Raw genomic sequence first — 16,097 nt, 5'->3', positions numbered from 1 at the left:
CAGTGCGTCGCTTGGCGGAATCTCGGTTGGCGATGCCGCGGCGCCTGGCTAGTCTGCGCCGAGTGGACGTCATCATCACCACCCTTGCCGAGCGGCCGCAGTTGGCTGAGGCGCTCTGGTTCGCCGACACCTGGCCGGAGTTCATCCTCAACGACCTGGTAGGCCGGGCCCACTTCGGGCAGATCAGTCAAGTTTTTCCAGAGTTCACCCTCGTGGTGACTGAACCGAACGGCGCGGTGGTGGCCCGCGGGCACACTGTCCCATTTGCCCTCAACCAAGAGGGGCGCCGCGATCTGCCAGCCGGCGGTTGGGACCAGGTACTGGTCTGGGCGTTCCGGGACCGGCGGACCGGAACGCCCGTGGACACCATCAGCGCGATCGACGTCACTGTGCGAGCCGACCGGCTGGGCCAGGGCCTCTCCGCAGAGTTGCTCGCCGCTATGCGAAAGAACGCACGCTCCCTCGGCTTCGCCGAACTGGTCGCTCCGGTCCGGCCAACCGACAAGCACCTCGAACCCGATACCCCGATGCGCGAGTACGTACTGCGCACCAGAGCGGACGGCCTGCCCACCGACCCCTGGCTGCGCACCCATGTCCGGGCCGGCGGCGTGATCGACTCAATCGCCCCTTGCTCCATGACGGTTGTCGGGTCTACCGCGCAGTGGTGCGGCTGGACTGGTCTGCTCCTTGAGACCGAAGGTCCTGTACGAGTGCCGAACGGGCTTGTACCAGCGAACTGTCTGCCGGGTGGCGATGTGGTGAGCTACGTCGAGCCAAACGTCTGGATCCGGCACGCCCTCACCTGAACAGCGCCTGGCGGCGTCGGTTGAAACGTGACCCGCTTTGGGCCCGTGAGTTCGTCATGGGAACATCGGAGTTCGTTTTCCCCGTGCGTGGTTCGACGGGCCGGCCCCGGAGGCGGTTCTCCACCGCTGTCACCTACGCGAGCGAGACTTACGTGCCATCCCCTCCGCTGGAGCAGGGCAGGGATACTCGTAGACCACGATGAGCTTCAAACGCAGCACCCCTTCACCGCGCGCCCTTGGCGCCTCCATGGCAGAGGTCGTGCGCACCAGCCACGCCCGATAGCAATGGCGGACCTCGACTCGCGAACTGTCAGGCACCGACATGAACTCCCACGACTCATGCTGACAACAGCGCAGGTCAGGTCCCTGACACCGCAGAGAAGCAAGTCCTGAACACGCACAATCTTCACATCAACCCGACACGAACCCCCACGGGTTCACCCGGGAGAAACCCCAGGTCAGCGCGCTGCTCTGCGGAGAGTGCACGCCCCCGCGTCGACTGCCCAGTCGAGTCCATACGCAAAATGCCTGGTCAGCGCACCGACCAGGCATTTTGGGTGTGTGTCCGAGGACCGAGTTGAACCTTACGTACACGCCGGTGATGCGGGGTGAGCTACAGCTGGCGTAGTCCCGCGTGAACGACACACATCTACCGCATGCCGCGTAGGAAGCTCTACCTCGTTTCTGCAAGCTACTACTCCGCAGGCGCCCGGTAAATCACTCGTCCGGGTCAGCACTCGTGTCTGATGCGGGCGGGCCGCGCCCGAGGCTCCGTCAGCCAACCGCGATGAACAAGGAGCTCAAGAAACGCGATCGCTGCCCTCCTGGCCGATCAGCCTGCCTACACGGACCGAGCCCTACCGCGACGCCCCAGCGCCCGGAACAGTTCCCCCGCACATCCAACCGCCCCAACCACCCACTCGGCGAACCTCTACGGCCACATCACCAGACGCACGCGGCGCACCTCACCCGGGGCTGCTGGACGGGCAACGGAAGTCCGGGGAGCCGATGGCTGCACGGCTGACGCCTTGTCTGTGTTCGGCTGAGGCAACGGATAGCCGGGATACCCGCCAGACGTTGGGAGCTATGACCGGTAAGGAGGATCTGCAGCCGCCCCTCTCGCCGCGTAATTCCCCGCCATGGCGCCGACTAGGAGGCTTCCGCCCATCACATCGGTACCGTTGACGGCACCCTGGCTCTGGGCGCTGAAAATGCTCCAAAGACACCGTGGCCGGCACGGGGCACGCACGCGTCGCAGGGCACCGCCTCACCGAGGTATTCGACGGTCGGAGCCTCTTGGCGCACAAAACGGACTTCGACCGCGGCGCTTTCGAGCGCCGGGTCGTCCACCACCACGGCAACCACGCGGTAGTTCGAACAATGGCTGGCCCGCTGCCGGTGGCAGGACACGATGATGCCCTGCGCGGAGGGGCGGGAGCCTGTCAGTCAAGCGCGGCACATACCGCAATCGGCCCCTCGGTGGCCACCAGGAGGCAGTCGACGACTGCCGGATGCTGACACGGCTGGAGGGCAGTAGGGCAAGCCAGCCGCCGAAACCTCCGTCGAGCCCCGGTGAGCCAGGCAGGAGTCGTTTCGTCGGGGTTGCCAAGTTGTGGAGTACTCGAGTTGGGTGATGACTTCCGGCCCCGTTGCGAGGCCGGCCGTGGTCGAAGGCGAGCCGGTTCAGCCCAGGCATGCAGGCCGCGACGGCCGCCCGGCGGCGGCCGGTGGCACGAGTCCAGCGTGCGGGTTATGGCAGGCCGGCAGGGGCGTGGTGTGCGGTGTGCACCTCGCCGAGTGCCTCCAAGGGATTGGATGGGACCCGCCGTTTCCAGGCGTTCCTGAGGGGGCGTAAAGATGGCGAGGAGTCGCCAGGGCGTTGTGGACAGGAGATCGTGCAGACAGCACCGTTTGGAACATCGTCATGGCCGTCGGCGCCGATGTGCGTTGTGGGCCGTGCCCGCGGAATGTACTCAGATCTCCAGAGGGCGGTGTCCGTGGTAACTGCGCGAAGCAACGGGAACAGGGCTGGAGAAGAACGGGAGATCGCCGTCATCGGCGCCGCGTGCCGCACCTCCGGCGCCGACACGGTCGAGGAGTTCTGGGATCTCCTCGACCGTGGGGAGCGGCGGATCGCGCCGATGTCGACAGCGCGGGTCCCAGGCTACGAGACCGCTGTGGACGAGGCCCCCGAGCCCATGGCCGCGCTCCTCGACCTCCCCGATCGGTTCGACGCGGATTTCTTCGGCATCAAGCCCGCCGCGGCCGCTGCGATGGATCCACAGCACCGTGCCCTGTTGGAGACAAGCTGGCACGCGCTGGAGAGCGCCGCGTTGGAACCGACGGACCTGGCCGGTGAACCGGTCGGTGTGTTCGCCGGGGTATCGTCGTACGATTACCGGGAGTTGGCGCTGCGTCGCAACCAGGTGAGCTCTCACACCCTCGCTGGCTCGCTGCACGCGTTCCTCGCCAACCGGATGTCGTTCCACTACGACCTGCGCGGCCCCAGCGTGACCGTCGACACCGCCTGTTCGAGCGGTCTCACCGCGCTCACGCTCGCGGTCACCGCGTTGCGGGCCGGGCAGTGCTCGATGGCGTTGGTGGGGGCGGCGAACATCATCTGCGACGGGTTCTACCACGCCACACTCCAGCAGGCTGGGGTGCTGTCGAGCACGGGGCGGTCCGTGGGCTTCGACGCCGCCGCCGACGGGTACGTGCGGGGCGACGGTGTGGGTTGCGTCGTACTCAAACCCCTCGCCGCGGCGCTCGAGGACGGCGATCCTGTGCACGCCGTCATCGCGGGTATGGGGATGAACCACGACGGCCGGTCGGCGACCCTCACCACTCCCAGTGCGCAGGCGCAGGCGTCGTTGATCCGCGGTGCGCTGGCCGACGCCGGGGTGCCTGGGTCGGCGATCGGATACCTGGAGGCGCATGGCACCGGCACGGTGGCCGGTGACCCGGCGGAGATCGCCGGGATCGTCGACGGGCTGGGTATCCGCGACCACGGGAGCATGGCCGGGCCCGAGGGCCGGCTGTGGGTCGGCACGGTCAAGGCCAACGTCGGCCACGCCGAATCCGCGGCCGGCATCCTGGGCTTGCTCAAGGGAATCGGCGTGCTGCGACGTGGGCGCATACCCCGCATGCCCGGGTTCGCGACAGCCTCTCCCGCACTCGAACTGGACGGTCTGCCCATTCAGTTCGCGGACCGTGACGCCGCCTGGCCGCGCACCGGGACACCACGGCTCGTGGGCGTCAACTGCTTCGGGTTCGGCGGCGCCAACGCCCACGTGATCCTCCGGGAGCCACCCGATCCCGCCGACCGGCCGGGCGCGCGGACAGCCGGCACGCTGCACCGGTTCGAGGGGCGATCCCACTGGCTGGACCGTGGCTACGACTCTGAACGCACGGCACGGGACGCAGAGCCTCGGGTGACCCTCACACCCGTCGACCACGCGATGCCCGCCCCGGTGCCCGGGCCGGAACCGGCCGAGATGCTCGCTGCTGTCAAGGAAGCCGTTGCCGCAGTCCTGATGATCCCACCCGACGACCTCGGCGACGACGACCAGTTCCACGACCTCGGTCTGGACTCCATCCTCGCCGTGGAGTGCATCCAGAAAATCAACAAGCGGTTCGGCGGGACGCGTCGGTCCGAGGTGCTGCGTCAGTTTCCCAGCAGCCGCCTGCTCACCGAGCACCTTCTCACCGAGCTGGCCGACGCAGGGCAGCGGCAATGACGAGCGCCGGTACCCCGGACGATGTGTTCAATCTCGTGCGCACGCATCTGCTCGCGATTCGCCCTGACCTGGCCGCCGACAGCGTCCGGCCGGATTGCTCCATGCGGGAACTGGGCGTCAACTCACTCGACCGTCTCGACGTCGTGGTGGCCACGCTGACTGACCTCGGTGTCGAAGTGCCCAACGATGAGTTGGCCGCAGCCACCGATCTCGGCGAACTGGCCGAGATCATCCAGCGGCGCCGGTGAGCCGCCCGTGTCTGCGCTGGGATCGGCTCCCGTAATAACCGGTATGGCGGTGCTCAACCCGCTCGCGGACAGTGTGCCCGGCTTCGCGGCTGCACTGCGGAGTGGACGCAGCGCGATCACCACTACCCCCGAGAACCGGGACGGTCGTGAGCACGTCGCCGTCGGCGCGTGGTTGGACGACTTCACGGTCACCGGCTGGGCACTGCGTCACCTGGCCGAGGACCCCGATGCCGGGCAGCGCCTTCGGACGGCCACCGCGCGGTGTGCGCTGCCCGCCCAGACCGCCGCCTGTGTTGCCGTCGCGGCGGTGCGTGCCGCCGGATTGGGTGCCGCGGACGCTGATCGCGCCGCTCTCATCGTCGCCGGGAACAACCTGGCCCTTGACTACTACACGCGGACAACCGATGCCGACCGCCTACCGCCGTCCCATGTGCTGACACACGCCGACGTCGATGTCATCGGAGTGGTGAGTGAGGCGACGGGTGTTCGGGGCGAGGGCTGGACCGTGGGAGGAGCCACCGCCAGTGGCACCCTCGCCGCGATCCAGGGCGCCCGGCTGGTGCGCAGCGGCCTTGTGGACGGATGTCTGGTGGTCGCACCGCTCGCCGACCTCTCGCGGCTCGAGTTCCGCGCTTACCGCTCGAGCGGGGTGCTGGCCTGTCCCGAACCTGACGACCCACCGCCTCGAGCCTGCCGGCCGTTCGACCGGTCGCGGCTGGGCTTCGTGTACGGGCAGGGCGCCGCCGCCATCGTGGTGGAGAGCGCCGAGCGAGCCGCCCAGCGCGGCGCCACTCTGCTGGCGACCATCGCCGGGACCGGGCAGCGGCTGGACGGGCGCCGTGGCGTCGAACCCACCCGTGACGGGCTGGCCGATGCTATGCGGGCCGCGCTGGCCGAGTCCGAAGTCGATGTTGCCGATGTCGACTACGTCAACGCACACGCGGCCGGCACGGTGGCGGGTGATTCTGTCGAAGTCGCTGCCCTGGACGTCGTGTTCGGTGAGCGGGGACGCCCCCTCGTGAACTCCACCAAGCCACTGACCGGGCACGCCATGACCGCGGCCGGCCTACAGGAGATCGTGGCGTCGGTCGTACAGATGCGTGAGGGGTTTTGCCATCCGAACCCCCAACTGCGGGACCCGCTCCCCACCGCATGCCGTTATGCCGCACCGGAAGCACAAGCAACCCGGATCGACGTGGCACTGACCAACAGCTTCGCCTTCAGTGGTATCAACACTTCCCTTGTCCTCACCACGCGCTCGTAGCGGAGGGACCATGCGACAGGTCGGAATCGAGGCCGTGAACGCCTACTGCGGGTTGGCCTGGGTCGACGTGGCCGACCTGCTGTCCGCACGGGGTCTGGACACCAGCCGCGTTGCCAACTTGATGATGCACCGGCGCAGTGTGTCCCTGCCGTGCGAGGACGTCGTGACGTACGCGGTCAACGCCGCCCAGCCGGTCATCGCGGCGCTGTCGCCCGAGCAGCGTGAGCGGGTGGAGCTCGTCCTCGTGGCCACTGAATCCGGGATCGACTTCAGCAAGGCCGTGTCCAGCTGGGTGCACGACCTGCTCGGGCTCAGCCGCCGATGCAGGGTGCTCGAGGTCAAGCAGGCGTGCTACGCGGGCACGGGAGCACTCCAGTTGGCGGCGGCGGTGGTAGCTGCCAGCCCTGTGGAGGGAGCACGCGCGCTCGTCGTGACCACCGACGTACCCGTCGCGAAGGTCGGGACCTATCACGAGCCGGCTCAGGCACCAGGGGGAATCGCGGTCCTGGTGAGCGACCAGCCGGACGTGGCCGTACTGGACCACGGTGCGAACGGGTTCCACAGCTTCCACGTCATGGACGCCTACCGGCCGAAGCCCGACTTCGACATCGTGGACACCGACCTGTCCCTGATGACCTATCTGGAGTGTCTGCAGGGCGCGTTCGCCGACTACGCGCGCAAGGTTGACGGCGCCGACTTCGTCACGACCTTCGATCTGCTGGCCATGCACACCCCTTTCCCCGGCATGGTGAAGGGAGCGCACCGGATGTTGCTGCGCCGGCTCGGCAAGGCTGACCGCCTCGACGTGGAGGCTGATTTCGCCACCCGGGCTGAGCCATCGATCCGATACGCGCGGCAGGTGGGAAACCCCTACTCCGGAAGTGTTCTGCTGGCCCTGATCAGCGCAATCACGCACGCCCCGATCGACTCGGCGCGGCGCATCGGCGTGTTCTCCTACGGCTCCGGATGCGGTTCGGAGTTCTACAGCGTAGTGGTCCCCACGCGGGCACGGCAGCGCGTGTCGGCCATGGGCATCGACGACGCCCTCCACGCCAGGCGGCAGGTCGACCCCGCACGCTACGACGCATTGCGCTCCGCGCACCTGGCGTTCGGCACCCGCACCGCTTCCATCGATCTGGCCCCGTGTGAAGGGCTGCTGAACGGGTGCTCCGCTCCGCTGCTGCTGTTCACCGGGATCACCGATTACCACCGGCGGTACGAGTGGTGGGGAGGCCGTGATGCCTGACTGGGAGGCTGTGACCGTTGAACCGGGGGCGGGAAACTTGAGAGTTCGGCTGGGGCGCGAACACAACTCCCTGGACAACGAGTTGGTGTGCGGCCTCCTCTCGGCTCTCGAAACCGCAGAAGCCGATCCCGGGTGCGTCGCCCTGGTGATCCACGCCCGGGGGCCGGTCTTCTGCTCCGGAATGCCCCTGCGTGCTGATGCCGAACTGCCGGCGGGCTGGGCCGACGGTGCCCAACCGCCGCCGTGGCGGCTGTTCCAGCGGCTCACGAACGCCCCCGTGGTCATCGTGGCGGTGGTCGAGGGCATGGCGTCGGGCGGCGGTGTCGGGCTGGCGGCTGCCTGCGACCTCGTGGTCGCAGGCCCGGCGGCCCGGTTCCGGCTGACGGAGCTGCTACTCGGCCTGGTGCCCGCGATGGCGCTGCCGTTCATCGCCCGCCGGACCGGCCCGCAGGTCGCCCGCCGAATCGCCCTGACGTGCGCGGAGATCAGCCAGGACGAGGCGGTGGGCATCGGCCTGGCCGACTTCGCCACCGATGATCCCGCGCTGCTCCTGCGCCAGTTGCTCGTCAGCCTCCGCAGGTTGGACCGGGATGTGGTCGGGGCGCTGAAGTCGTATCTCCATATGGCGTTTCCCTCACCCGACGGACTGGCCTCCGCCGCGCGGGATCTGCTCGTCCAGCGGATGCAGGCACCGTCGGTCGCCGAGCGTCTCCGCACCCTGCATCAGGAGGGACTCCTCGGATGAACGACGAAGGGATGAACGACGACGGGTTGGTGGAGGTTGAGCGGCACGGTCGGGTGCTGGTGTTGCGCATGGTGGACGCGGCTCGCCGCAACGTGCTGAGCCAGAGGCTGCTCTCCCGCCTGGCACGCGAGTTCGCCGCGGCGGAACGGCATGAGGACACCCGTGTCGTGGTGCTCGCCGGCCTGCCGGAGGTGTTTTCCCTGGGTTTGTCACGGGAGGGTCTGCTGGCCCTCACCGAAGGAGCGAGCGTAGGCAGCACCGAATCGACCGTGTCGGTCCCCATGCGGTGCGCGCTGCCGGTGGTGGCGGCCATGCGGGGACACGCGATCAGCGGCGGGCTCCTGCTGGGCACGTATGCCGACGTCGCCGTACTCAGTGACCGCTCCTGCTACGGGACTAACTTCATGCGCTACGGGATCAGCCCGAACGCGGGCGCGACCTACGTGCTCGGCGCACGGCTCGGTGAGTTCCTGGCCAACGAGATGCTGTTGACCGCACGCAACTACCAGGGCGCCGAGCTGCGCAGTCGGGGCGTACCCGTACAGGTAGCCCCCCACGACGAGGTGGACGACCGTGCGATGGCGATCGCCGAGGAGATCGCCTCCGCGCCCCGCCGCTCGCTGGTCCTGCTCAAACGCCATCGCACCGCCCGGTTCCAGGCCGCTGTGCGTGAAGCATGCGCGCACGAGGTGACGACCTTCGAGTTGCTGATGGGCCTGCCCGAGACCCGTCGCCGGATCGAGGCGGACTATCCGACGTGGGCGGTGGAGTCATGAGTACGAGAACCGTCTACTGCTTCCCGGGCCAAGGAGTCCAGCAGGTCGGGATGTGTGCCGACCTGTTCGATCGGTTCCCCGAGGAGACCGAATTGGCGAGCGAGGTTCTGGGGTACTCGATCCGCGCCTTGTGCCTGCACGGCCCGGCCGAAAGACTCGCCGACACCCGCTTCACGCAGCCTGCGATCTACGTCGCGAACGCGCTCGCCTGGCGGTCGCAGCGGCGCGACGTCGAGCCGGCCGGTGCGCTCGGCCACAGCCTCGGCGAGTACAACGCGCTGGAAGCGGCCGGCGTCTTCGACTTCGCTACCGGCCTCCGCCTGGTGCGGCACCGTGCCACGGTCACCGCCAAGTGCGCTGGTGGGGGCATGCTCGCCGTGGTCGGGCCGACCACCGAGCAGCTGCGGGATCTCCTGCGGCGAGCCGGTCTCGACGGTGTCGACATCGCGAACCTCAACTCACGGCGGCACCAAGTGCTGGCCGGACCCGACGAGGATCTTTCCGCCGCGGCACGGGAACTGACTACGGCCGGGGCTCGCGTGGTGACACGCCTCGCGGTCAGCGGGCCGTTCCACTCGCGCTACATGCGCTCGGCCGCCCTGGAGTTCCAGCGCACCTTCGACGGGCTCACCTTCACCGAACCCGCGTTTCCCGTCTGGTCCAACAGCACCGCGCGGCCCCACAGGCCCGCGGACACCGCACGACTGCTCGTGGACCACCTCACCCACACAGTGCGCTGGTGGGAGTGCGTCAGCGCGGTGCTCGACGAGGGCGCCGCCGAGTTCGTCGAAGTCGGCGAGTCCACGGTGCTCACCAGCATGATCCGGCACATCCGGACCGAACGCGAGGAGGGGTGGAGATGACTGAGCCCATGACCGATCCCATCGCGATCGTGAGCATGGCCTGCCGGTTCCCCGGTGACGTATGCGACCCCACCGGCCTCTGGGAGCTCGCGCTGTCTGGCCGGGACGTCATCACGCCGTTTCCTGCAGACCGTGGGTGGGACATCGAGTCCCTCACCACAACCGACACCACGGGCGAGCCCCGATCACGCACCGGGAACGGTGGATTCCTCCACCATGCGGCGGACTTCGACCCAGGGTTCTTCGGTATCTCACCGCGTGAGGCGCTGGCCATGGACCCTCAGCAGCGGCTCCTGCTGGAGACCTCATGGGAGGCCGTGGAACGGGCCGGCATCCTGCCGTCCGAACTCCGGGGCAGCGGCACCGGCGTTTTCGTCGCGACGGCGTACCAGGACTACGCGGCACGCCTGCGCGGCACGGGCCCGGACATCCACGGCCACTGGGTGACCGGGAACATGGGAAGTGTCAACTCGGGCCGTATCTCTCATGTGTTCGGGCTCGGCGGACCGGCGATCACCGTCGACACGGCGTGTTCCGCCTCGCTGGTGGCTCTTCACCTGGCCTGCCGGTCACTCCGCACTGGTGAGTGCCCGCTGGCGCTGGTGGGTGGCGCCGCCGTGATGTCGATCCCTGACTACTTCATCGAGTTCACCCGCCTTGACGCGCTGTCGCCGGACGGACGGTGCAAGGCGTTCGCGGCCGCCGCGGACGGCATGGGGCTGAGTGAGGGCGTCGGGGTGCTCCTGGTGGAGCGACTCGCCGACGCCCTCCGGCTGAGCCACCCCGTGCTGGCCGTTGTCCGGGGCTCGGCCGTCAATCAAGACGGCGGGCGGAGCAGCCTGACTGCGCCCAGCGGCCAGGCGCAGCAAGAGGTCATCCGGCGGGCGCTCGACGATGCTCAACTCTCCGCCGCCGAGGTGGACGCCGTGGAGGCGCACGGAACCGGCACCCGGACCGGTGATCCCGTCGAAGCCGAGGCGTTGCTCGCCACGTACGGGCGGGGACGACGCGCCGATCGCCCACTGTGGCTGGGCTCGCTGAAGTCGAACATCGGACATACCGCCACCGCCGCCGGAGTGGCCGGCGTCATCAAGATGGTCGAGGCCATCCGGAACGGTGTCCTTCCCCGGACCCTGCACGTGGACGAACCGTCGCCCGCGGTCGACTGGTCGGCGGATTCGGTCCGGTTACTGCGGGACACCACCGAGTGGCCTGACACCCGAGCACCGCGCCGGGCCGGGGTCTCCGCGTTCGGCATCAGCGGCACCAACGCCCACGTCATCCTTGAACAGGCTCCGGCGGCACGGCAATCGGAGAGCCGGGCACGCTGCTCGCCCAGCCGACCCGTGCCGTGGGTGTTCTCGGGCAGAACGTCCTCGGCTGTGCGTGCCCAGGCGGAGCGGTTGCAGGCATTCCTGCGTGCCCGGCCGGACGTGGATGTGGCCGACGTCGGGCTGTCCCTGGCCACGAGCCGTACCACGTTCGCGCATCGTGCGGCCGTGGTCGCCGCCGATGCCGCCGGCTTCGCTCGCGAACTGGAGCGGTTCGCCCTCGACGGTACGGCGTACCCCTCTCTGGGAGCGGGCGAGGACGGTGCAGGGGTGGTGTTCGTGTTCCCGGGCCAGGGTGGGCAATGGCACGGGATGGGGCGAGAGCTGATGGCCTACTCGCCCGTGTTCGCCGACCACATGCGAGCTTGCGCTGATGCGTTCCGGCCATGGCTCGACTGCTCACTGCTCGACGTGGTCCGCGGATCGTGCGGCGACGTCGAATGGGACCGGGTGGACGTCGTCCAGCCAGCCTTGTTCGCGATGATGACGTCCCTGGCCGCAGTCTGGCAATCGCTCGGTGTCCGGCCGGCTGCCGTCGTCGGACACTCCCAGGGCGAGATCGCCGCCGCCTACGTCGCCAGGGGGCTGACCCTTGCCGATGCCGCACGCGTGGTGGCGGTGCGCAGCAAGGAACTCCGGCGTTGCTCCGGTCGGGGCGGTATGGCGTCGATCTCCGCGCCGCCGGGCGAGGTCAAGGCGCGACTGCGTAAGTGGGACGGGCGAGCGCGCATTGCCGCCGTCAACGGCACCGCGATCACGGTGGTCTCCGGGGACTCGCAGGTGATGGACGAGGTCGTCGCCGAATGCACCGCAGCGAACCTGGACGCACGGCGGATTCCGGTCGACTACGCAGCGCACTCGGCAGAGGTGGAGGCGATCCGTGATCCGCTGCTGGCGGGGCTGTCCGGCCTCGCGCCGCGCACCAGCGAGATTCCCCTCGTGTCCACAGTGACCGGAGGGCTCCTGGACACGGCCGGGCTGAACGCCGGCTATTGGTACCGCAACCTTCGGCAGCGCGTCCGTTTCGCCCCGGCCGTCAGTGCGCTGCTGGCGCGGGGACACCGGCACTTCATCGAGGTCAGCCCGCATCCGGTGCTGGTCATGGGGATCGAGCAGACCGCGGCGGACGCTGGGGGCGACGTAGCGGTGATCGCGACACTCCACCACGACAAGGGCGGCCGGTTCCCGGCGGCCGTGGCCGATGCGCACGTGCATGGCATCCCGGTGGACTGGGATGCGGTCTTCGCCGGCACGGGAGCACAACGGATCGAGCTGCCCACCTACGCCTTCCAGCATCAGCGGCACTGGCTGGAGCCCGCCAGCCTGGTGGCGAAGGCGGAGGGGCCGGTCGCGCTGGACCATCCTTTCCTCGCCGCCGTTGAAGAGCGTCCCGACACCGGCGAGACATTGTTCGTGGGGTGCTTGTCCCTGCGCACCCATCCGTGGTTGGCGGACCACATGGTGCTGGGGACTGCGGTGCTGCCCGGCACGGCTCTCGTCGAGCTGGCTGTCCGGGCGGGCAGCCATGTCGGTTGCGCGCGACTGGAAGAACTCACGTTCGAGACCCCGCTAGCCCTCTCAGCAGAGGAGGACGTCCAACTGCGGGTGATCGTCGCGGAATCTGACGGCACGGCACAGCGGACAGTTACCGTTCACTCCCGACACGCCGGCGATCAGGGCGAGGAGACCTGGACCCGGCACGCCACTGGAGTCCTCTGCCGGGACGAGTCCGCGCATGCCCCGGCGGCACTGGCCGAGAGCTGGCCGCCCGCCGGGGCGGTACCCGTGTCCTGGGACGGCCTGTACCGGCGACTGAGCGAAACCGGCCTCGACCACGGTCCCGCGTTCCGCGGCCTTCAGGCGGTGTGGCGGCTCGACGAGGAGGTCCTCGCTGAGGCGACCGTGCCGGAGATCGCGACCGGCGACCCCCGGTCGTTCACCGTGCAGCCAGCCGCGCTCGACGCGCTGCTGCACGCCGTGCTCGCCGGTCGACTGTTGCCCCGTCACCAGGGGGACAAGTCAATTCTGTTGCCCTATACCTGGAGTGGAGTGACCGCCCGGGCATCCCGCACCTCGACGCTGCGAGCCAGACTCCGTGCGATCGACGCGAACTCCGTGTCGGTGCTCGTGACCGATGACACCGGTCAGCCGGTGTTCAGTGCGGACTCGCTCGCGCTCCGGGCGGTCGCACCGGATCAGCTGCGGTCCGCGGGCGGATCCGGATCGCTGCTCCATGTCTCCTGGCGCCCGGCACTCACACCCACGCTCGTCCCCCTCGGACAGTTGGCGATCGTCGGCGCGAACCGGTCCCCGGCGCTTCAGGCACACCCGAGGTACCCGGACCTGGGCAGCCTGACCGAGGGCGTGGCGCGGGACGTACCCGCGCCGGAGACCGTGCTCTGGCTGCGGCCTACCACCGACCTGACTGCACCCGAGCATGTCCGCGCCGAGATCAACCGCGCAGTCCACCAGCTGCGCGACTGGCTCGCCGATGACCGCGTCGTGGCCTCCCGTCTGGTGGTCGTCACCTGCCGGGCGGTGGCCGTCGAGCCTGGGGAGGACGTGCGTGACCTGGCCAACGCCGCGGTATGGGGCCTGGTGCGCTCGGTACAGGCGGAGCACCCCGGCCGGTTCGTCCTCGTGGACGTCGATGCGGCCGACGCGTCGTACGCCGTCTTACCGGATGCCGTGGCCACCGGGGAGCCACAACTGGCCATCCGCGCGGGCACCACCGTTATACCCCGCCTGTTGCCGGTCGCGACGGAGGGGACGCTCGCGCCTCCGACAGGGACGACGGTCACCACACCATGGCGGTTGGCCGTCCCCGCCAGCGACGAGCGGGGCGGGCTGGCCCTCGTCACCTGCCCCGAGGTCAACAACCCCCTGGCGCCTGGTCAGGTACGGGTGGCGGTCCGTGCAGCCGGCCTGAACTTCCGGGATGTGCTTGCGCATCTCGGGATGGCGCCTGACAACGCGGCGATGGGTGTGGAGGCGGCCGGGATCGTCGTGGCGGTCGGCGACGGGGTCGACGACCTCACATCGGGCGACCAGGTGATGGGACTGGTACCGGAGGGAATCGGTCCACTCGCGGTGACCTCCCACCGGATGCTCACGCGGATGCCCGAGGGATGGACGTTCCCGCGCGCGGCCTCGGTACCAGCGGCGTTCCTGACCGCGTACTACGCGCTAGTTGACCTCGCCGGTCTCCGTCCTGGTGAGTCCGTACTGGTGCACGCCGCGGCGGGCGGAGTCGGTATGGCGGCGATCCAGGTGGCCCGGCACCTGGGTGCGGAGGTGTTCGGCACGGCGCACCCAGGAAAGTGGGACACACTGCGCACCCTCGGCCTGGCCGACGATCACATCGCCTCCTCACGCACCACCGCGTTCGAGCAGCACTTCCTGGCGACGACCGGAGCCCGGGGAGTCGACGTGGTCCTGGACTGCCTGGTGCGGGAGTTCGTCGACGCGTCGTTGAGGCTACTGCCGCGCGGCGGCCGGTTCGTCGAGATGGGCAAGGTCGACGTCCGTACCCCCGAGCAGGTGGCCGAGGACCATCCCGGCGTCGTGTATCGGGCGTTCGACCTGATCAGCGATGCCGGGGAAGAGCGCATCGGACAGATGCTCACCGAGATCAGGGACCTGTTCGAGCGGGGCGTGTTCCAGCCGCTCCCGATCAGCACGTGGGACATCCGCCACGCTCCCGAGGCCATCCGCCACATGAGCCAGGCCCGGCACGTCGGCAAGGTCGTGCTCACCGTACCCACCGCGTGGGATCCCGAGGGCACGGTCCTCATCACCGGCGGCACGGGAGTGGTCGGCGGCCTCATCGCACGCGAACTCGTCACCACCCACGGGATACGGCACCTGGTGCTGGTCAGCCGCCGGGGCCAGGACGCCCCCGGCGCCGCCGAACTGGCATGCGAGCTGGAGGCGATGGGCGCACGGGTGGCCATAGCCGCCTGCGACGCCGCCGTGCGCCAGGAACTGGCCACCGTCCTCGCCGCCATCCCACCAGCGCATCCGCTCACCGCGGTGGTCCATGCCGCAGGAGTTCTCGACGACGGGCTGCTCGCCGCACTGACGCCCGAGCACGTGGACGTGGTGTCGCGGCCCAAGATCGATGCCGCCGTCCACCTCCACGAGCTCACGCGGGATCACGAACTCTCCGCGTTCGTCCTGGTGTCCTCCGCAGCAGGCGCTCTGGGGCCTGTCGGGCAGGGCAACTACGCGGCGGCGAACGCGTTCCTGGACGCGCTGGCCCACCGGCGCCGGGTGGCCGGGCTTCCCGCGTTGTCGCTGGCCTCCGGTTTATGGGCGCCGCCGAGCGGCATGACAAGCCACCTCGGTCACGCCGAGATGAGCAGGATCAAAAGGGCCGGCATCGCCCCGATGTCCACCGTGAGCGGTCTGACGTTGGTCAACCGCGCCCTGCTCCTCGACCAAGTGGTGGTGGCGCCGATGTGCCTCGACGCTGCCGCGCTCCGGAACGCCGACCGGACGGCGGCGGTGCCGCCCATGCTGCGCCACCTCGCCCAACCCGCCCAACACACCGCCAGGTCCTTCCCAGAAGCCCGCAGTGGCAGCAACGGGATCGCAGCACGGCTTGCCGCCCTCGCCCCGGGGCGCCGGTCAGCCGAGGTGCTGGATCTGCTCCGCTCCCACGTGGCCACCGTGCTGGGACACGGCTCCCAGCACGACATCGACCCGGGCACCACCTTCAAGGCGCTCGGCTTCGATTCGCTGACTGCCGTCGAACTGCGCAATTACCTTGCCCGAAGCACGGGCTTACGGCTCCCTCCGACCCTGGTCTTCGACCACCCCACACCGCACACGCTCAGCGAGCACCTTGTCTCCCTACTCACCGCGGTGGAACAACCCTCGGCCACACCGCCCCGCCGAACCGGGCAGCCGCCGGATCAGTTCGACACGGCCGGGCTCGACGAGCTCGTCGACCTGGCGCTTGAAAACGAGTAACCACAATGCCCCGGTCTGACCCCGAGGAGAACACATGGTCACCACCAGCCCCCGCACCGGCCGCGGGGTTGGCTTACGCGAAATCCTGCCGGCGCGCGGCGTCGCTG

Annotated in this window: 8 protein-coding genes and 1 pseudogene; all 9 read left to right on the top strand. The window is 69.2% G+C overall.

The window, feature by feature from the left end; genetic code table 11:
* The first annotated feature begins 62 nt into the window (after positions 1-62).
* A complete protein-coding gene (locus ACO1BR_RS32085) occupies positions 63-806 on the top strand; it encodes an N-acetyltransferase (protein ID WP_426798649.1) in 744 nt (247 codons plus the stop codon).
* Positions 807-2,803: 1,997 nt separating this feature from the next.
* Complete coding sequence (locus ACO1BR_RS32080) at positions 2,804-4,543, top strand: beta-ketoacyl synthase N-terminal-like domain-containing protein (protein WP_426798609.1); 1,740 nt, start codon at positions 2,804-2,806, stop codon at positions 4,541-4,543.
* Entirely contained in the window at positions 4,540-4,791 is a 252-nt protein-coding gene (locus ACO1BR_RS32075; RefSeq protein WP_426798608.1) for a phosphopantetheine-binding protein, read from the top strand. Before ACO1BR_RS32080 ends, ACO1BR_RS32075 begins: the two co-directional genes overlap by 4 nt.
* Positions 4,730-6,055, top strand: coding sequence for a beta-ketoacyl synthase N-terminal-like domain-containing protein (locus tag ACO1BR_RS32070; RefSeq protein WP_426798607.1), 1,326 nt, complete (start codon positions 4,730-4,732; stop codon positions 6,053-6,055). Before ACO1BR_RS32075 ends, ACO1BR_RS32070 begins: the two co-directional genes overlap by 62 nt.
* A gap of 10 nt (positions 6,056-6,065) precedes the next feature.
* Positions 6,066-7,301 (top strand): hydroxymethylglutaryl-CoA synthase family protein, encoded by a 1,236-nt coding sequence (locus tag ACO1BR_RS32065; protein WP_426798606.1) that lies wholly within the window; start codon positions 6,066-6,068, stop codon positions 7,299-7,301.
* Positions 7,302-7,338: 37 nt separating this feature from the next.
* On the top strand, positions 7,339-8,046 hold the full coding sequence (locus ACO1BR_RS32060) for an enoyl-CoA hydratase/isomerase family protein (protein ID WP_426798605.1): 708 nt from the start codon (positions 7,339-7,341) through the stop codon (positions 8,044-8,046).
* Positions 8,043-8,822, top strand: coding sequence for a polyketide synthase (locus ACO1BR_RS32055; protein ID WP_426798604.1), 780 nt, complete (start codon positions 8,043-8,045; stop codon positions 8,820-8,822). The genes ACO1BR_RS32060 and ACO1BR_RS32055 overlap by 4 nt, the downstream gene beginning before the upstream one ends.
* On the top strand, positions 8,819-9,685 hold the full coding sequence (fabD, locus tag ACO1BR_RS32050) for an ACP S-malonyltransferase (protein WP_426798603.1): 867 nt from the start codon (positions 8,819-8,821) through the stop codon (positions 9,683-9,685). Before ACO1BR_RS32055 ends, fabD begins: the two co-directional genes overlap by 4 nt.
* An 8-nt stretch (positions 9,686-9,693) precedes the next feature.
* Positions 9,694-15,990, top strand: a pseudogene (locus ACO1BR_RS32045) (type I polyketide synthase); the annotation flags it as partial.
* Between the last annotated feature and the right edge of the window lie 107 nt (positions 15,991-16,097).

Source organism: Streptomyces sp. YGL11-2 (genome assembly GCF_050054615.1).
Classification (GTDB): Bacteria; Actinomycetota; Actinomycetes; order Streptomycetales; family Streptomycetaceae; genus Streptomyces.
Note: the sequence above shows the minus strand (reverse complement) of the source record. Positions and strands in the feature narration are given on the sequence as shown.